Origin of the sequence: Arthrobacter sp. NicSoilC5 (assembly GCF_019977395.1) — a bacterium.
GTDB lineage: Bacteria > Actinomycetota > Actinomycetes > Actinomycetales > Micrococcaceae > Arthrobacter.
Genome location: NZ_AP024660.1, coordinates 1,027,812 through 1,045,123, shown reverse-complemented (window position 1 = coordinate 1,045,123; position 17,312 = coordinate 1,027,812). Strand labels below are relative to the sequence as shown.

16 protein-coding genes and 2 tRNA genes are annotated in these 17,312 nt (G+C 67.7%); 17 read left to right on the top strand and 1 reads right to left on the bottom strand.

All coding sequences use genetic code 11. The features are described 5' to 3' along the window. Nucleotide 1: 1 nt before the first annotated feature. The 14 genes from thiD to LDO22_RS04785 all read left to right on the top strand — a co-directional run bounded on the left by thiD (nt 2) and on the right by LDO22_RS04785 (nt 12,107). Entirely contained in the window at nt 2–1,522 is a 1,521-nt protein-coding gene (thiD, locus tag LDO22_RS04850) for a bifunctional hydroxymethylpyrimidine kinase/phosphomethylpyrimidine kinase (RefSeq protein ID WP_224027165.1), read from the top strand. A gap of 263 nt (nt 1,523–1,785) precedes the next feature. Then, nucleotides 1,786–2,094 carry a 50S ribosomal protein L21 gene (gene rplU / locus LDO22_RS04845; protein ID WP_003803420.1) on the top strand — a complete coding sequence of 103 codons (309 nt, stop codon included), beginning with the start codon at nt 1,786–1,788 and terminating at the stop codon, nt 2,092–2,094. A 61-nt stretch (nt 2,095–2,155) separates the two neighbouring features. Continuing rightward, entirely contained in the window at nt 2,156–2,419 is a 264-nt protein-coding gene (rpmA, locus tag LDO22_RS04840; protein WP_009372867.1) for a 50S ribosomal protein L27, read from the top strand. Between the two features lie 118 nt (nt 2,420–2,537). Next, nucleotides 2,538–4,127, top strand: a complete 1,590-nt coding sequence (gene obgE, locus LDO22_RS04835; protein WP_224026301.1) for a GTPase ObgE — start codon at nt 2,538–2,540, stop codon at nt 4,125–4,127. Between the two features lie 4 nt (nt 4,128–4,131). After that, nucleotides 4,132–5,268 (top strand): glutamate 5-kinase, encoded by a 1,137-nt coding sequence (proB, locus tag LDO22_RS04830; protein WP_224026300.1) that lies wholly within the window; start codon nt 4,132–4,134, stop codon nt 5,266–5,268. Nucleotides 5,269–5,294: 26 nt separating this feature from the next. Beyond that, on the top strand, nt 5,295–6,677 hold the full coding sequence (locus LDO22_RS04825) for a glutamate-5-semialdehyde dehydrogenase (protein ID WP_224026299.1): 1,383 nt from the start codon (nt 5,295–5,297) through the stop codon (nt 6,675–6,677). Between the two features lie 78 nt (nt 6,678–6,755). Further along, on the top strand, nt 6,756–6,995 hold the full coding sequence (locus tag LDO22_RS04820; RefSeq protein ID WP_159631808.1) for a hypothetical protein: 240 nt from the start codon (nt 6,756–6,758) through the stop codon (nt 6,993–6,995). A 40-nt stretch (nt 6,996–7,035) separates the two neighbouring features. Then, nucleotides 7,036–7,665: a nicotinate-nucleotide adenylyltransferase gene (nadD, locus tag LDO22_RS04815; RefSeq protein WP_263422203.1), complete on the top strand. Its 630-nt coding sequence runs from the start codon at nt 7,036–7,038 to the stop codon at nt 7,663–7,665. Nucleotides 7,666–7,672: 7 nt separating this feature from the next. Further along, the gene (locus LDO22_RS04810; protein ID WP_224026298.1) at nt 7,673–8,926 is read left to right on the top strand and encodes a hypothetical protein; all 1,254 of its coding nucleotides are present in this window, start codon (nt 7,673–7,675) and stop codon (nt 8,924–8,926) included. A 42-nt stretch (nt 8,927–8,968) separates the two neighbouring features. Beyond that, on the top strand, nt 8,969–9,370 hold the full coding sequence (rsfS, locus tag LDO22_RS04805; RefSeq protein WP_224026297.1) for a ribosome silencing factor: 402 nt from the start codon (nt 8,969–8,971) through the stop codon (nt 9,368–9,370). Between the two features lie 114 nt (nt 9,371–9,484). Next, nucleotides 9,485–9,557: transfer RNA gene (locus LDO22_RS04800), tRNA-Ala, on the top strand. A 237-nt stretch (nt 9,558–9,794) separates the two neighbouring features. Then, nucleotides 9,795–9,867: transfer RNA gene (locus tag LDO22_RS04795), tRNA-Ala, on the top strand. 195 nt (nt 9,868–10,062) lie between these two features. Further along, complete coding sequence (locus tag LDO22_RS04790) at nt 10,063–10,434, top strand: DUF3311 domain-containing protein (protein WP_224026296.1); 372 nt, start codon at nt 10,063–10,065, stop codon at nt 10,432–10,434. Continuing rightward, complete coding sequence (locus LDO22_RS04785) at nt 10,431–12,107, top strand: sodium:solute symporter (RefSeq protein WP_224026295.1); 1,677 nt, start codon at nt 10,431–10,433, stop codon at nt 12,105–12,107. Before LDO22_RS04790 ends, LDO22_RS04785 begins: the two co-directional genes overlap by 4 nt. Before the next feature lie 89 nt (nt 12,108–12,196). On the opposite strand, the gene LDO22_RS04780 is transcribed toward LDO22_RS04785, so the two are convergent. Then, nucleotides 12,197–13,573, bottom strand: a complete 1,377-nt coding sequence (locus LDO22_RS04780; RefSeq protein WP_224026294.1) for a cyclopropane-fatty-acyl-phospholipid synthase family protein — start codon at nt 13,571–13,573, stop codon at nt 12,197–12,199. A gap of 46 nt (nt 13,574–13,619) precedes the next feature. Here LDO22_RS04780 and LDO22_RS04775 point away from each other — a divergent pair, with 46 nt between their 5' ends. The 3 genes from LDO22_RS04775 to LDO22_RS04765 all read left to right on the top strand — a co-directional run bounded on the left by LDO22_RS04775 (nt 13,620) and on the right by LDO22_RS04765 (nt 17,306). Beyond that, nucleotides 13,620–14,702, top strand: coding sequence for an FAD-dependent oxidoreductase (locus LDO22_RS04775; RefSeq protein WP_224026293.1), 1,083 nt, complete (start codon nt 13,620–13,622; stop codon nt 14,700–14,702). A gap of 50 nt (nt 14,703–14,752) precedes the next feature. Further along, entirely contained in the window at nt 14,753–15,925 is a 1,173-nt protein-coding gene (locus LDO22_RS04770) for a class I SAM-dependent methyltransferase (RefSeq protein ID WP_224026292.1), read from the top strand. Nucleotides 15,926–16,106: 181 nt separating this feature from the next. Continuing rightward, nucleotides 16,107–17,306, top strand: coding sequence for an ROK family transcriptional regulator (locus LDO22_RS04765; RefSeq protein WP_159631815.1), 1,200 nt, complete (start codon nt 16,107–16,109; stop codon nt 17,304–17,306). Nucleotides 17,307–17,312 lie beyond the last annotated feature (6 nt).

Sequence of the window (17,312 nt, the reverse complement as noted above, 5' to 3'; positions counted from 1 at the left end):
CATGCCCCTTCCTGCTGCCTCCGGCGTTCCCACCGCGCTGCCCCCGGGCCGGGACGTCCCGCGGGTCCTCTCGATCGCGGGCTCCGACCCGTCCGGTGGCGCCGGCATCCAGGCCGACCTCAAAAGCATTGCCGCCCACGGCGGATACGGTATGGCTGCCATCACCGCCCTGACGGCACAGAACACCCGTGGCGTGCAGGCTGTCCACGTTCCTCCGGCCGCTTTCCTCGCCGAACAACTGGACGCGGTCAGCGACGATATCTCCATCGACGCGGTCAAGATCGGCATGCTGGGCGACGAGAGCGTCATCCGCACTGTCCGGCATTGGCTGGAGAAGGTGCGCCCCGCCGTCGTGGTCCTCGACCCCGTGATGGTGGCCACCAGTGGTGACCGGCTGCTGAAGGAATCCGCGGAGGCTGCCCTCCGCGAACTGCTGCCCCTGGCGCACCTCATCACTCCCAACCTTCCGGAGCTTGCCATGCTGGTGGGCGGGGACCCTGCCGGGACCTGGCCGGCGGCGCTGGACCAGGGAAGGCGCCTTGCCGAAGCCACCGGAGCCACCGCGCTGGTCAAGGGTGGCCACCTCGCGGGTGCAGACTGCCCGGACGCGCTGGTCAACACGGCCGGCCTCCTGTCCCAGGAAGTGGTGGAAGTGCACGGCAAACGAATTTCCACCCGCAACAGCCATGGCACCGGCTGCTCCCTGTCCTCCGCGATGGCCACCGTCCAGGCACGCCTTGGGGACTGGGAGGCATCGCTCCTGACGGTCAAGCCATGGCTGGCCGGCGCCCTTGAGAACTCGGAGCAGCTTGAGGTGGGCCAGGGCAACGGCCCCGTGCACCATTTCCACCATGTGCGGCCGGCCCCCGCGGAAGGCGCTTTCGCTGCCCGGCTGTGGACGGAAGCCCAGCAGGACGTGGCGGACATCTACGCCCTGGACTTCATCCGCGGCCTGGCCTCCGGAGACCTTGCTGAGAAGGACTTTGCCTACTACCTGGCGCAGGATGCCCTGTACCTGAACGGCTACTCCCGCGTCCTCGCCCGGGCCAGTGCCCTGGCCCCCTCCGAAGCGGAGCAGCTGTTCTGGGCCGGATCCTCGCAGCAATGCCTGGAGGTGGAGTCGGAGCTGCACCGCTCATGGCTCAGCACCCGCCCTGCCCAGGGCGGACTTGGCCCCGTCACCAAGGCCTACGTGGACCACCTCACTGCAGCGTCGGCGTCGGGAAGTTACGCCGTCCTGGCCGCCGCTGTTCTGCCCTGTTTCTGGCTCTACGCCGAGGTAGGGGAAAAGCTGCACGCCCAGTTCCTCGCCTCGGGAGCGCCTGACGGCCACGCCTACGCAGCCTGGCTCCGGACCTACGCCGACGAGGGCTTCGCCGAAGCCACCCGGCGGGCCATCGCCATCGTGGACGCGGCAGGGCGGAAGGCCTCCGACCATGAACAGGCGGCGATGGTGACCGCCTTCAGGCAGTCCTGCCGCCTGGAAGTGGAATTCTTCGACGCGCCGAGGCTGCATGCCTGACCCCTGCGGGCAGCACCGCCGCTATTATGGAGGGGCATGGTTGCGGTGCTGCTTGTCGGGGTGTGGTTACTACCACAGCCGGGCCGCCGGAACCAGCCTCATTTGCGGCCGTAGATGGATTTAGCGTATTCTGGATCTTCGGTGCTTACGCCAACACTTGGGTTATGACCCCACGGCGTTGAGGCACAGCGAGAACCCTGGCTTTTCCGAGTCGGTTCCGCACGCAAATTTTGTAATAAACGTCGAGAGAAGTGAGTTCCCAAGTGGTGTACGCGATTGTCCGCGCAGGCGGCCGCCAAGAGAAGGTTTCCGTTGGAGACTTCGTTACCCTGAACCGCGTCGCCGGTGGAGCCGGCAGCACCATCGAGCTGCCCGCACTGCTCCTGGTTGATGGTGACAAGGTCACCTCCGCCGCCGCTGACCTGGCCAAGGTAACTGTTACGGCTGAAATCCTCCAGGACCTGCGTGGTCCTAAGATTGTCATCCAGAAGTTCAAGAACAAGACCGGCTACAAGAAGCGCCAGGGTCACCGCCAGGAACTGACCAAGGTCAAGATCACCGGCATCAAGTAACCACCGGTTACTGTTCAGGTATTTCAACAGATTCCCCAGAATTTAGAGGCAGGCATTTCAGATGGCACATAAAAAGGGCGCGAGCTCCACTCGCAACGGTCGCGATTCCAACGCTCAGTACCTCGGCGTCAAGCGCTTCGGCGGCCAGGTAGTTTCCGCAGGCGAGATCATCGTCCGCCAGCGTGGCACCCACTTCCACCCGGGCGCCGGCGTTGGCCGTGGCGGCGACGACACGCTGTTCGCACTGACCCCGGGCGCCGTTGAGTTCGGCACCCGCCGCGGTCGTCGCGTCGTCAACATCGTTGCTGCTGCAGCTGCAGAGTAACAACCAGTTCTGAAGCGGTGGAGCGGGCCTGAGGGTCCGCTCCACTGTTCTTTTAACCGCATTACAATCGATGTGGCGTCCGCGGGCGCCCATCTAAACAGCATTTGAGGAGATCCACGTGGCCAGCTTTGTAGACCGGGTAGTCCTGCACGTATCCGGTGGAACCGGCGGCCACGGATGCGTCTCCGTCCACCGCGAGAAGTTCAAGCCGCTGGGCGGGCCCGACGGCGGCAACGGCGGCAACGGCGGCGACGTCATCCTCCGGGTGGACCACCAGACCACCACCCTCCTCGACTACCACCACGCACCCCACCGGCACGCCAGCAACGGCGGACCCGGCATGGGCGACTGGCGCGGCGGAAAGAACGGCGAGACCCTCGTGCTGCCGGTGCCGGACGGCACCGTGGTCAAGACCAAGGACGGTGAAGTCCTGGCGGACCTCGTCGGCGAAGGTACCGAGTTTGTGGCAGCCGCCGGCGGCATCGGCGGCCTGGGCAACGCGGCCCTCTCCTCCCAGAAACGCCGTGCCCCGGGCTTCGCGCTGCTGGGCATCGAGGGGGATTCCCGGGACATCGTCCTGGAACTGAAGTCCATTGCCGATATCGCCCTGGTGGGCTTCCCGTCCGCCGGCAAGTCCAGCCTGATCGCGGCCATGTCCGCTGCGCGCCCCAAGATTGCCGACTACCCGTTCACCACCCTGGTTCCCAACCTGGGCGTGGTGCAGGCCGGCGAAGTGCGGTTCACCATCGCCGATGTTCCTGGCCTCATCGAAGGCGCCAGCGAGGGACGGGGACTGGGCCACAACTTCCTGCGCCACGTTGAGCGCTGCGCGGCCCTGGTCCACGTACTCGACTGCGGCACGCTGGAATCCGACCGTGACCCGCTCACGGACCTCGCCATCATCGAAGGTGAGCTCGAGAAGTACGCCGTCGACATGAGCTACGCGGGCCAGGACGGCGAAGTGGTTCCCCTGAACCACCGCCCGCGGCTGGTCGCGCTGAACAAGGTGGACCTGCCCGACGGCAAGGACATGGCCGAGTTCGTGCGCCCGGAACTCGAGTCGCGCGGCTACCGCGTCTTCGAGGTGTCCGCCACCAGCCATGAGGGCCTGCGCCAGCTCGGTTTCGCCATGGCGGAGATCGTCAAGGCCGCCCGCGACGCGGTGGCGGCGGCCCCGCCCAAGGTACAGCCCGTGGTGCTGCGTCCGCGCGCCGTCAACGAAGCCGGGTTCAAGATCCGCCGCGAGGAAAAGAACCTGGAGCCGCTGTTCCGCGTCCTGGGCGAAAAGCCCGAGCGCTGGGTCAAGCAGACCGACTTCACCAACGAAGAGGCCATCGGCTACCTGGCGGACCGGCTTGCCCGGCTCGGGGTGGAAACCGAACTGTTCAAGCAGGGCGCCAAGCCCGGCGACACGGTGGTCATCGGTGACGATGACGGCGTCGTCTTCGATTGGGAGCCCACCATGATGGCGGGGGCTGAGCTGCTGGCCTCGCCGCGCGGCACCGACGTCCGGTTCGCCGACATCGGCGACCGCCCCACCCGCAGCCAGAAGCGCGAAGAGCAGCAGGAGCGCCGCGATGCCAAGGCTGCCGCCCGCGCCGAACTTGAGGCGGAGCGCAAGGCCGGCATCTGGACCGAGTCCGTCAGTGGCCGCCGTGCCGCCCGACCCGTCAAGGAAAGCGGACTGGAAGCGGACGATGACCTCTAGGGGCATGACCGCAGTACCGGCCGGACGTGCTGCGGACAGAAGCGCGCTGGCCGGTGCCCGCCGGATCGTGGTCAAGGTGGGATCCTCTTCCCTGACCAGCATCAAGGGCGGCATCTCGGAGGAATCGCTGACTGCCCTGGCTGACGCACTGGCTGCCAAGCGCAACGCAGGCGCCGAAATCATCCTGGTGTCCTCCGGTGCGATCGCTGCGGGGCTGGCTCCCCTCGGGCTGGCCAAGCGTCCCCGTGACCTGGCTACCCAGCAGGCCGCGGCCAGCGTGGGCCAGGGGCTCCTGATGGCCCGGTACACCCAGGCCTTCGGTGCACACGGCGTCACCGTAAGCCAGGTCCTGCTGACGGCAGAAGACCTGATGCGGCGCAGCCAGCACACCAATGCCCTCCGCGCCATGGACCGGCTGCTGAACCTCGGGGTGGTCCCCGTGGTCAACGAAAACGACACCGTGGCCACCCACGAGATCCGCTTTGGCGACAACGACCGGCTCGCGGCCCTGGTGGCGCACCTGGTGCGCGCCGATGCGCTCGTGCTGCTGTCCGACGTCGACTCCCTCTACGACGGTCCGCCCGCCCAGGGTGCCAAGCGCATCCCGCTGGTCACCGGCGCGCACGACCTCGAGGGCGTGTCCATCGGCAAAGCGGGCAAGGCCGGCGTGGGCACCGGGGGCATGATGACCAAAGTGGAAGCTGCCAGCATGGCGGCAGGATCGGGGATCCACGCCCTGGTAACCTCCACGCCCAATGCTGCCGCAGCCCTGAACGGCGAGGACGTGGGCACGTGGTTCTCCGTCAACGGATCCCGCAAACCGGTACGCCTCCTTTGGCTGGCACACGTTGCCTCGGTGCAGGGCCGGCTGGTTCTGGACGACGGTGCCGTGCGCGCCGTGCGGCACCACCGCACGTCCCTCCTGCCGGCTGGCATCCTCGCGGTCCACGGCGACTTTGAAGCGGGAGACGCCGTCGAACTGGCTGGAGCCGACGGCACCGTCGTTGCGCGCGGGCTGGTGAATTACTCGTCGGAGGAACTGCCGCGGATGCTGGGGCGGTCCACGCACGAGCTGGGCGAGGCACTGGGCAGCGGCTATGACCGTGAAGTTGTTCATGTTGACGACCTGGTGCTGGTCTGAGCGGCCGCCTCGCCTAAACTTGGATCATGACTGAAGCCCTGATCCATACTGCTGAAAATTCCGGAACCACCGCTGCGCAGACGCAGCCGGGTCCCGCAGCAGAACCGGCATCGGCTGAGGTGCCCGTTTCGGGTGCGGACGTGTCCGCCGCGGAAGTGGAGGCGGCTGTCCACGCCATCACTGACCAGTCACGCCACGCTGCCCGCAGGATGGCCACCGCCAACCGGGCCTGGAAAGACCGGGCCCTCCGCGCCGTGGGCGCCGCCCTGCAGGAGAACGTCCCGGCCATTCTTGCCGCCAACGCGATGGACGTGCAGCGGGGCAAGGCCAACGGCACCTCCGCCGCCCTCCTGGACCGGCTTACCCTTACCGAAACACGCGTAGCCGGGCTCGTTGCCGCCCTCGAGAACCTGGCCAACCTCCCGGACCCCGTGGGCAACGTGGTGCGCGGGCAGACGCTCCCCAACGGGCTGCGCCTCCGCCAGGTCAACGTGCCCATGGGTGTGGTGGCAGCCATCTACGAGGCACGGCCCAACGTCACCGTTGACATCGCAGGGCTGGCCCTGAAGAGCGGAAACGCCGTCATCCTCCGCGGCGGCAGCGCAGCAGAAGCCACCAACCAGGTGCTGGTCCGGATCCTGCGCGAAGCCCTGGAATCCGTGGGCCTGCCCGCTGACGCAGTCCAGACGGTGGACCAGTACGGCCGTGCGGGCGCCGCCGTCCTGATGAAGGCCCGGGGCAGGGTGGATGTCCTGATTCCCCGCGGCGGCCGGGACCTGATCCAGACCGTGGTCACCAACTCCGCCGTGCCGGTCATCGAAACGGGGGAGGGAAACGTCCACATCTTCATCGATGAGTCCGCCGACGAGAACATGGCCGTGGAGATCCTGCTCAACGCCAAGACGCAGCGGCCCAGTGTCTGCAATACCGTGGAGACGCTGCTGGTCCATTCGGGCTCAACCGTCTTGCCCGCCGTCGCGGCTGCCCTGCGCAGCGCCGGTGTCCGCCTCCACGTGGACGGGCGCATCAGCGCCGCGCTGCCTCCCGCCATCGAAACCGAGCCGGCGACGGACGTGGACTGGGGAACCGAATACATGGACCTGGACCTGGCTGTGGCCATGGTGGACAGCCTGGACGAAGCCGTCCAGCACATCCGGACCTGGTCCACCGGACACACGGAAGCGATCCTCACCAACAGCCTCGCCAACGCCGAGCGGTTCATCGCCGAGGTTGACTCCGCTGCCGTGATCGTCAACGCCTCCACCAGGTTTACCGACGGCGGGGAGCTGGGCCTGGGTGCCGAGGTGGGCATCTCCACGCAGAAGCTCCACGCCCGCGGCCCCATGGGCCTGACCGAGCTCACCACCACGAAGTGGATCGTCCAGGGCGAAGGCCAGGTCCGCGGGTAGCAACGCGGTAACATAGACCAGAACCCGGAAGGCAGTGGAAAGTTCCGCTGCCTCTAAATCCTTGAACAAAGGGAGAAAATGCTGCTCCAGCAGATTGCCACGTCCGTCGCCGCCGCAGGTGAATCAGGCCATGAGGAGCTTGCGCCGCTGTGGGCCGAGCCGTGGGTCTTTGGCGTATCCATGTTCGCCATCCTGGTCGTGCTGATGCTCATCGCCTGGTCCTACAACAACCTCGGCAACCGGCACGCCGCCACGGACGAGCACGCGGATCCGCACCGCCAGCACCCCAACAAGCACGATCGCGGGCAGGGCCACTAAGATTTCCCACAACCTGCAACGCAATGGGGCCCGGGGGAGGCTGCGGCTGGGCGTGATGGGCGGAACCTTCGATCCCATCCACCACGGCCACCTTGTGGCTGCCAGCGAAGTCGCGGCGGAGTTCGACCTCGATGAGGTGGTCTTCGTCCCCACCGGGCAGCCATGGCAAAAGTCCCATAAACAGGTCAGCGAGCCCGAGCACCGCTACCTGATGACCGTCATCGCGACGGCGTCCAATCCGCGCTTCACCGTCAGCCGTGTCGATGTTGACCGCCCGGGTCCCACCTACACCATCGACACCCTCCGCGACCTGAGGGCCCAGCGCCCCGACGCAGACCTGTTCTTCATCACCGGCGCGGACGCCCTGGCGCAGATCCTGTCCTGGAAGGACATCGACGAACTGTGGTCACTCGCGCACTTCGTGGGCGTCACCCGGCCCGGCCATGTCCTTGACGGCATGGGCCGTGATGATGTCAGCCTGCTCGAAGTGCCCGCCATGGCCATCTCGTCGACGGACTGCCGTGCCCGCGTGGCTGCGAACAACCCGGTCTGGTACCTGGTCCCGGACGGGGTAGTCCAGTACATCGCCAAGTACGGCCTGTATTCCGACGCACCCGCAGGCGCGGATGACCCAACTTCCGAAGCACGCGAACCAGCCAGTACTGAATGAGTTCTCAATGAGTCAGGAACAGCCCCCAATCCGCAGCCGCCGGGAACTCCGGAAGGCCAGGGACGCCCAACAGGCTGCCCTGCCTGCCACGGAGCAGCGCCCGCCTGCCGCAAACCGGCCGGCTGACAGCGCGCCCTCGCGGGACGGCAAGGACCCGGCGGCCCGTCCCGGTCCTGCCGCGGGAGCCGCCCCTGCAGCGCGCCCGCAGCCAGCTCCGGACCCGACGGCTACGCAGCGCTCCTCCCAGATCCGGGCCCGCGACCGCGCCGCGCTGCGCACCATCAAGGAGCTTGAGGAAAAGGAAGGGCAGCTTGCTGCGGGCGGCCCGCCTACCCGGCGCCAGCTGCGGTTGCAGCAACTCAAAGAGCAGGCGCTGACTGCCGCCAATCCCATCGTTCCGGCCGCCGCTGCTCCGGCACCCAAGGCCGCGCCCGCACGTGAAGACGGTGCGGCGGGGGAGAAGGCGGAGGATGTAAAGACTGCGCCCGGAACCGCTCCGGACGGCATGACGGTGGAACAGGCCCTGGAAGCGCGCGCCCTCATCGCCGCGCAGGCCAGGAACCAGATCGCCAAGATGGAGCACATTGCCTCCCTGGATCCGGAAGTCGTGGATCCGGACATCCTGGCGGAACAGATTGCCCTTGCCGAACGGGCCGCGGTCATGAACCGCCGGGCCATGGCACGGCAGAAGCTTGCCGAACAGGCCGGCAGCCCCGCCGCCACCGGCAGCCCTGCCGCTCCGGGCAGGGACTCCGCGCCGAAGGACAAGCCCGGCCCGTCCACCGCCAGCAACCTGGCCATGGTGACGCCGCTGGAGTTCGTGCAGGTGCCCGGCGTCGAGCGGCCGGTCATGAAGCCGCCGGCCACCTCCCATGTCCCGGTCACCACCCGGCCCGGAACCAAGGTCCCCGGAACCAAAGTCCCCGGCGCTGGAAAACGGCGGCCTGCTGCCCGGCCCAAGGCACCCGCCCCGGACTCCGCGACCGGCCGCTCCCAGGTCATCGCGCGTGCCGAGGCAGCCGCCAAAGCCGCCAACCGCCCTCAACCCGTATCGCGCCCGGCAGAACAGTCGGAGGACCTCTTCGAGGACCTTCCCCGGGTTCCTGCCCGGTCCGCCTACGGACTCGATCCCCTGGACGCCGCCACGGCGGGCCTGGGCAGGGCCCGCCGGAACCGGATCCTCCAGTTCTGCATCCTCGCGTTCGGGATCCTGGCCCTCGTCGCCGGCATCATCCTGATCGTCAGCGGCATGTCCCGCTGACCCGCCGGCCGGCACCAACACTTAACCCAAACAAGGAGTCCCGTGACTGCAACAGAATCGTCCATCGCCATAGCCCGCACGGCTGCCAAAGCTGCCGCGGACAAGATCGCCCAGGACATCGTCGCCATGGATGTGAGCGAACGCCTGGCCCTCGCCGATGTCTTCCTCATCGCCTCGGCGCCCAGCGAACGCCAGGTCAATGCCATCGTGGACGGCATCGAGGAAGAACTCGCCAAGCAGGACCTTCGCCCGGTCCGCCGCGAGGGCCGGTCCGGCGGCCGGTGGGTCCTGCTGGATTACGCCGACGTCGTGATCCATGTCCAGCACGAGGAAGACCGCGTCTTCTACGCCCTGGAACGCCTCTGGAAGGACTGCCCCGTGGTGGACTTGCAGCTCGGCGACGACTCCTCCGCCAAAGCCGCTGCGGTTTCCGACAGCGAGTAGCCTCCGCCCGGCAGTGAATATTCCCGATTTGGAATTTTCGGAATTGCTGTTCTAAGATATTTGAGTTGCTTCGGGGGAGACCCCGGGGAAAGCAGCACAGAGCAGCAACAATCCGGGGCTGTGGCGCAGCTGGTAGCGCACCTGCATGGCATGCAGGGGGTCAGGGGTTCGAGTCCCCTCAGCTCCACCGGTAAGTCCGCCGGAACCACTTTGGTTCCGGCGGACTTTTTTGTGGCCACATTCCGGATGCCCGCAGCACCTGCGGCCGGACTTTGCAACCCCCGCGTTCCCCGGTGATTTATCCACGAGCGGGTGCATTCTGGGCCTGGGCGGCGGCAGATGGCGGCCGATTGGCGTCCAGCGGAAAAGTGCATTACTCTGGTCAGGTTGCTCCGGGGAATTCGACCGGAAGCGGCAAAAGTACGGGGCTGTGGCGCAGCTGGTAGCGCACCTGCATGGCATGCAGGGGGTCAGGGGTTCGAGTCCCCTCAGCTCCACCGAAACACCGGAAAAGGGAACCATCACCACGTGATGGTTCCCTTTTTTGTTGCCACCGGCAACCGATAGGGGGACTAACCCTTCCGGCGCAGGTCAAAGCGCGGTACAACTGTGATTGAGGGCACATCGTCCCGCCTCCGGACTGCTTTCATCCAAGGCGGCGGCCGCGGGACGGGCTGACGAGGAGGTCGCAGATGTCCCACGCAGACGGCTACAGGCCGGACGGCGAAGCCTTTCCCGAAGAATCCCGCCTGACGCGGGACACCGCCATCCGCGGACCGGCCAGGCCCGCTCCCTACATCGGCGCCGGCATCCTGCTGGCCGCCGCCATTCTCTTCCCCCTCATGCCGCAGCTCTACGCTTTTGATGCGCCACGGCTCGGCGGGATGCCGTTCTTCTACTGGTACCAGCTGCTGTGGGTGCCGGTCTCCGCGATCCTGACCGGCAGCGCGTACTGGCTGGTCACCAGGGAAGACCGACGACGGCGGGCCGAGGCCCGTGCAGGCGGCCCGCCCCAGGCAGGGGCTGCCTCCGCCGGGACCGGCTTGGGAGGGGACCGGCCATGAACACCCGCGAGATCAACTGGACAGCCCTGATCATTGTGGTGCTGCTCTTCGTCATCGTGGCCGTGATGGGCTTCCTGGCCGCCAAGTGGCGCCGCAGCACGGAAGTGGAGGGGCTGCACAGCCTGGATGAGTGGGGCCTGGGCGGGCGTGGCTTCGGCACCTGGATCACCTGGTTCCTGTTGGGCGGAGACCTCTACACCGCTTACACCTTTGTGGCAGTGCCGGCGGCAATGTGGGCCACCGGCGCCGTGAGCGGTTTCTTCGCCGTGCCGTACACGATCGTCCTGTATCCGATCATCTTCATCATCATGAGCCGGTTGTGGTCCGTCTCCCACCGCCATGGCTACGTCACCTCGGCGGACTTCGTGGGCGGCCGATACGGCAGCCGCTGGCTGTCCCTGGCCGTCGCCGTCACCGGGATCGTGGCCACCATGCCCTACATCGCGCTGCAGCTGGTGGGCATCAAGGCGGTGCTGACCGTGCTCGGTTTGGGGAGCTCCGGCAACGTCCTGCTGACCGACCTGCCGCTGATCCTCGCCTTCGTGGTCCTGGCCGCATACACCTACACCTCGGGCCTGCGCGCCCCGGCGATGATCGCGGTCGTCAAGGACCTGCTGATCTACCTCGCCGTCATTGTGGCCGTCATCTACCTGCCCATCAAATTCGGTGGCTGGGACACCATTTTTGGCGCAGCCCAGACCAAGCTCGGCGCGGTGAACCAGGCCACGGGCAAGCCGGCAGGGGTCTTTGTCCCCGGCGCGGCCAACTACTCCGCCTACTGGTCCCTGGCACTCGGCTCGGCCATGGCGCTGTTCATGTACCCGCACTCGGTGACGGCGGTGCTGGCCTCGAAGGCCCGCAACACCATCCGCCGCAACGCCGCCATCCTGCCGCTGTACTCGCTGATGCTCGGCTTCCTGGCACTGCTGGGTTTCGTGGCCATCAAGGCAGGTACCAAGCCGATCGACCTGGACGGATCAGTCAATCCGCAGCTGGTGGTTCCCCAGCTGTTCCTTGACCACTTCCCGGCCTGGTTTGCCGGGATCGCACTGGCCGCGATCGCCATCGGGGCCCTCGTGCCGGCAGCGATCATGTCCATTGCCGCGGCAAACATGTTCACCCGGAACATTTACCGCGACTTCATCCGCCCGGACGTCGATCCAAAGACCGAGGCAAAGGTGTCCAAGATTGTCTCCCTGGTGGTGAAGGTGGGCGCCCTGGTCTTCGTGATCGCCATGGACCAGTCGGCGGCCATCAACATGCAGCTGCTGGGCGGCATCTGGATCCTGCAGACCTTCCCCGCCGTCGTGGCCGGCCTCTACACCCGGTGGTTTGACCGCTGGGCCCTCCTGGTCGGCTGGGCGGTGGGCATCATCTTCGGAACCGTCTCCGCCTACAACGTGGTCAACCCGGTGACCAAGGCGCACTTCGGCGGGTCGGTGGCACCGATCCCCGGCACCGACTTCAGCGTCTACATCGCGGTGTCGGCGTTCGCGCTGAACCTGGTGGTCGCCGCCTTGCTGACCCTGGTGATGCGGGCCCTCAAGGTCCGGACCGGCGAAGACCTCACCCGGCCCACGGACTACGCCGCCGACGAAACGGATCCTAAAGTGGTGCAGATCGAAAAAACCCAGCATTTCACCCAGCCTGGCGGACCTTCCCCGGTGGCCTAGCCGAACTGAGGCCTGGCCCCGGGGTCACCAAGCCACCCTCCTGCCGGGTTACGTCCCGGCAGGAGGGCGCTTTCGCCACAGCGCTTTCGTCACAGCCAGGAAGTCCGGCGCAACGGCGGTTCCTCCCCGCCCGGCCGGCGGACCAGGACCTGGTTGACTCCGGTGAGTCCATTTTCGAATCCAATGGCGCTGGCTGCCATGTACAGCCGCCACACCCGTGCGCGCCCCTCCCCGGCCAGGCGTATCGCTTCCGCCCAGTTCTGCTCCAACCGCCTGACCCAGGCCCGGAGGGTCAGTGCATAATGGGGCCGCAGCGCCTCCACGTCGAGGACTTCGAACCGGGCAGTTTCCAGGGCGGACACCATCTCGCCGAGGCTGATCATTTCACCGTCGGGGAACACGTAGCGGGGGATGAACGAGTCGGGATCGGGGGCGGTGGGGCCCGCGTTCCAGGAGATGGCGTGGTTCAGCAGCCGTCCACCGGGGCGCAGCAGCCCGAAGAGCGCGGCGGCGTACTCGGGGGTCTGGGCCCGTCCCACGTGCTCTGACATGCCGATGGAACTGATGGCGTCGTACGGCCCGTCCTGCACGTCGCGGTAATCCTGGACCCGGATTTCGATACTGCCCGTGAGGCCGGCGTCTGCTGCACGCTTACGCGCCAGCGTGGCCTGCTCCGTTGACAGCGTCACGCCCACCACCGTGGCGCCATACCTGGCCGCAGCGTGGAGGGCGAAGCTGCCCCACCCGCATCCCACGTCGAGGACCCGCATTCCGGGCTGAAGGCCCAGCTTGCGGCAGACAAGGTCCAGCTTGTCCTCCTGCGCGGCGTCGAGGCCATCACCCAAGCCATCATCAGCCCCAGCCTCCGGTTCCAGACCCGACCCGGCAGCTGCTGCGCCCCCGGTGACAGGGCCGTCCGGCCACACAGCGCACGAGTAGACCATGGACGGTCCCAGCACCAGGGCGTAGAAGTCGTTGCCGACGTCGTAATGATGCGAGATGGCGGCCGAATCCCGGCCCCGGGAGTGCATCCGGCCCTTCTTCGCGACGCGCGCCTCCTCGGGTGGCGGAGCAGGGTTGGGTCCAATGGCGCCAAGCCGGGCTGCGGAGCGCAGCAGCAGCCAGAGCTCACCGGCGGACAGCGGGCGGAACGGACCGGGCTCCGCGAACTTGCCCGCTGAACTCAAGGCCGTAAAGGCTGCGAAGATGTCACCGGGGGCCTCGATGTCGCCTGCCACGTACGCCCGGCTCAGACCCAGCTGCCCCGGTGACCAGAGCATGCGCCGCAGTGCCTTGCGGGACTTGAACTCCAGCACCGGCGCGTCCGGCGGGCCGGCTTCCGAGCCGTCCCAGGCCCGCAACCGAAGGGGTATCTGCCCGGTCCCCAAAACCACTCCCAGGGCCTTTTCCAGCCGGGCGGCGTGCCCAGTGGTTCCGGTTCCCGCTGATGCTGCGTCAGTGTCCATGCGCCCACCCTACGGCCGGGCTGCCCTCCACGACTATCATGAGGGAGTGATTCCTGACCCAACCGATGTGGTGGTCATCGGGGCGGGCCAGGCAGGCCTGTCGGCCGCGTACCACCTGCAGCGCCGGGGGCTGGACTTTGCCGTGCTCGACGCCGAGGAAGGTCCCGGGGGCGCATGGCGGCACCGCTGGAAGAGCCTGCGCATGGGCACCGTCAATGGGATCAGTGACCTGCCCGGCATCGCCAAACCCGACGTGGATCCTGCCGAACCCAGCTCCGAGTTCCTGACCCGCTATTTCGGGACCTATGAGGCCGAGGTGGGCCTTAACGTCCACCGCCCCGTCAAGGTCCGGGCCGTCAGGCGTGAAGACGGCGATCCGGCGGGGCGGCTGCGGATCGAAACGTCCGACGGCGACTGGAGCGCCAAAGCACTCATCAACGCCACGGGCACGTGGACCCGTCCGTTCTGGCCCATTTATCCGGGGCAGTCAACGTTCCGCGGCAGGCAGCTGCACGTGGCCGACTACGTCTCCGCGGAGGAGTTCCGCGGCCGGCATGTGATCGTGGTGGGCGGGGGCATCTCCGCCGTGGGTCTGCTCGAGGAGATATCACGCATCACCACCACCAGTTGGTTCACCCGCAGGGAACCGGTCTGGCGCGACGCTGGGTTTGATGCCAGGGCGGGCCACGACGCCGTGGCGCTCGTGGAGGAGCGGGTCCGCCAGGGGCTTCCGCCGCAAAGCGTTGTCTCGGTGACGGGCCTTATCTGGACGCCCGCCCTGCGCGCAGCCAGGGAGCGGGGCGCCCTGGACCGGCAGCCCATGTTCACCTCCATCGAACCCGGGGGTGTCCGCCGCGCCGACGGCAGCCTGCTGAGGGCCGACGTCATCCTCTGGGCCACCGGCTTCAGGGCCGAACTGGAACACCTGGCGCCGCTTCACCTGCGGGGGCCGGGCGGCGGGATCGCCATGGACGGAACCCAGGTGGCAGCCGAGCCGCGCGTCCACCTGGTGGGTTACGGCCCGTCGTCGTCCACCATTGGCGCCAACCGGGCGGGGCGCGCAGCAGTGGCTGCGATCCTGAAGCTGCCGGGCATTGCGGCGGCAGCGGAAACGGTAACGTTGGGGTGATGCCCCGGGTCCCGGGGCCGGCAAAAGCAACAGAAGGCGGCAGGACACCGGTGGCAGTAAACACCCTGGCGGACATCTTCGACGCACTGCGCCGGCGGCCCGATGTTGAGGCCCCCAACCTGCAGGCGTGGGACGCCACCGACAGGCTGCTGCTGGAGACCGCGGTGCAGCTTGGGCGGGCAGGCACTGCCGTGGCCGTCATCGGGGACCGCTACGGGGCGTTGACGCTCGGCGCCTCCGAACTGCTTGCCCCGGACTCGCTGCGCGTACACCAGGACCTGGTCACCGGGGAACGGGCGCTGCGGCTTAACGCTGCCGAACTGTCGGCCAGGCGTGAGGCTGCCGGGCTTCCGGCGGACAGCGCCGGGTCCGGTTTCGTGCAGCTGCCCCTGGGGCCCGAACTGCTGGCCGGAGCGGACACCGTCCTGCTGCAGCTCCCCAAGACCCTGGCGGAGCTGGAGGAGATCGCTGCCGCCGTGGCCGGGCACGCCGCGCCGGATGTCCGCCTGCTGGCGGGTGGCCGGGTGAAGCACATGTCACTGGGCATGAATGCGGTCCTTGAACGGTACTTCGTTTCCGTGCAGCCCCAGCTCGCACGGCAAAAATCGCGGGTTCTCCTTGCTGCCGGCCCCAAAACCGCCACGGCCGCCCCCCGCTTTCCCGTGGTGGAGCACCTTGACGGGCTGGACCTGGACGTGGCCGCGCACGGCGCTGTTTTTGCCGGCGCCCGGCTGGACATCGGCACACGCTTCCTGCTGACGTTCCTGCCCGCCATGAAGCCGGCGCAGCACGCCGTCGACCTCGGATGCGGCACCGGCATCCTCGCCGCGATGTATGCCAGGCAGTTCCCTTCCGCCGCCGTCACTGCAACGGACCAATCGGCGGCCGCCGTGCAGTCCGCGCTGGCCACCGCCCGCCTGAATGGACTTGCGGACCGGATCACGGTGCTGCAGGACGACGCGCTCAGCACCTTCCCTGACGGCTCGGTGGACGCCGTACTCCTGAACCCGCCGTTCCACGTTGGTGCCGGTGTGCACGCCGGTGCGGGGCTGAAAATGATCGAAGCGGCGGGACGGGTCCTGGCGCCCGGCGGCGAGCTGTGGACGGTCTACAACCGGCACCTGGCCTACCTCGCGGCCCTGGAGCGGCACGTAGGACCCACGGTGGTAGAGGGCCGGAACCCAAAGTTCACGGTCACCCGCAGCACACGCAGCTCACGGTGAGCCAATCCCCGGCCTCACCGGCCAAAACATCCGCCGCGCCGCTGCCCGCGCATGTGGGCGCGGGCGCACGCTTGACGTACGATTCAAAGCATCACCACCGCCAGGTAGCCGAAGACGTTTAGGGGACACAGTGTCTGAGATCCGCCAATCCTCTCCGAGGCGCGGAACCAACTTGCCCAGGATGGGGGACTTCAACCTCACCGTCATCCTCGACGCAATCCGCAGGACGTCCGGGGGACTCAGCCGGGTGGAACTCGCCCAGATCGTCGGCCTGTCGCCCCAGACCATTTCGAACATTTCCCGCCGGCTGCTGGACCAGCACCTGATCGTCGAGGCAGGCAAGGAGGGCAGCGGCCCCGGCAAGCCGCGCACCATCCTCCGCCTCAACCCCGGTGGCATGTACGCCCTGGGGGTCCACCTGGACCCGGCCGTGACAACGTTCGTGGTGCTGGACCTCGTCGGAGCGGTGGTACGGCACTCACGGATCAAGACCCCCGGCGGAAACGATCCGGCCGCCGTCATTGCCACCATCGCCGCGGAGCTGGCCCAGCTCGTGGAGGATTCCGGCGTGGACCAGGGCCGCATCGCAGGACTCGGAGTGGCCGCTCCCGGCCCCATCGACCTCGACCACGGCACTGTGGTGGACCCGCCGCTTCTTCCCGGGTGGGACCGGGTGGAACTGCGGGACGCCCTGGCCAAGGCCACCGGCTACTCCGTGCTGGTGGACAAGGATGTGACCAGCGCTGCCGTGGCGGAAACGTGGGCCGGCGGCCCCAGCGGCGCCGGCAGTTTCGTGTTCATGTACATGGGTACCGGCATCGGCTGCGGGATCGTCCTCAACGATGAAGTGGTCCGGGGGACGTCCGGCAACGCCGGCGAAATCGGCCACATCATCGTGGACCCGGGCGGACCCCTTTGCGACTGCGGACAGCGCGGCTGCGTCAAATCCTCCGCCATTCCGCAGGTCCTGGTGGCGGAAGCGGTGGCCGCGGGAATCCTGGAGGGCGCGCAGGCCGGGAGCGCCGCCGAAATCCAGCAGAGCTTTTCCGAGCTGTGCGCCCGTGCGTACGCAGGGGACGAAGGTGCCGCCGCCATCCTGGACAAATCCGCCGTCCTGGTTGCCCGGGCGGTATCGGTGGTCACCAACACCCTGGATGTTGAACGGGTGGTTTTCGGTGGCCCGTTCTGGACCTGCCTGTCGCAGCGCTACCTCGAACTGGTCCCGCCGCTGCTGGATGCCAACAGCGCCGCCCGCCTGATCCACCCCATCGAAGTTGTGGGCACCGGGGTGGGGGAGGACGTGGGCGCCATCGGCGCAGCCTCGCTGGTCCTTGAACATACGCTCGCGCCCCGCGCCCAACGGCTCCTGCTGGAAAGCTGACCGCGA

Excerpts from the sequence above, each read along its gene's own strand:
- LDO22_RS04810 (WP_224026298.1), top strand. The coding sequence starts at position 7,673 with ATGAGTCAGGAACAGCCCCCAATCCGCAGCCGCCGGGAACTCCGGAAG.
- LDO22_RS04825 (WP_224026299.1), top strand. The coding sequence starts at position 5,295 with ATGACTGAAGCCCTGATCCATACTGCTGAAAATTCCGGAACCACCGCT.
- LDO22_RS04765 (WP_159631815.1), top strand. The coding sequence starts at position 16,107 with ATGGGGGACTTCAACCTCACCGTCATCCTCGACGCAATCCGCAGGACG.
- proB (WP_224026300.1), top strand. The coding sequence starts at position 4,132 with ATGACCGCAGTACCGGCCGGACGTGCTGCGGACAGAAGCGCGCTGGCC.
- LDO22_RS04820 (WP_159631808.1), top strand. The coding sequence starts at position 6,756 with ATGCTGCTCCAGCAGATTGCCACGTCCGTCGCCGCCGCAGGTGAATCA.
- LDO22_RS04780 (WP_224026294.1), bottom strand. The coding sequence starts at position 13,573 with ATGGACACTGACGCAGCATCAGCGGGAACCGGAACCACTGGGCACGCC.
- thiD (WP_224027165.1), top strand. The coding sequence starts at position 2 with ATGCCCCTTCCTGCTGCCTCCGGCGTTCCCACCGCGCTGCCCCCGGGC.
- LDO22_RS04785 (WP_224026295.1), top strand. The coding sequence starts at position 10,431 with ATGAACACCCGCGAGATCAACTGGACAGCCCTGATCATTGTGGTGCTG.
- rpmA (WP_009372867.1), top strand. The coding sequence starts at position 2,156 with ATGGCACATAAAAAGGGCGCGAGCTCCACTCGCAACGGTCGCGATTCC.
- LDO22_RS04790 (WP_224026296.1), top strand. The coding sequence starts at position 10,063 with ATGTCCCACGCAGACGGCTACAGGCCGGACGGCGAAGCCTTTCCCGAA.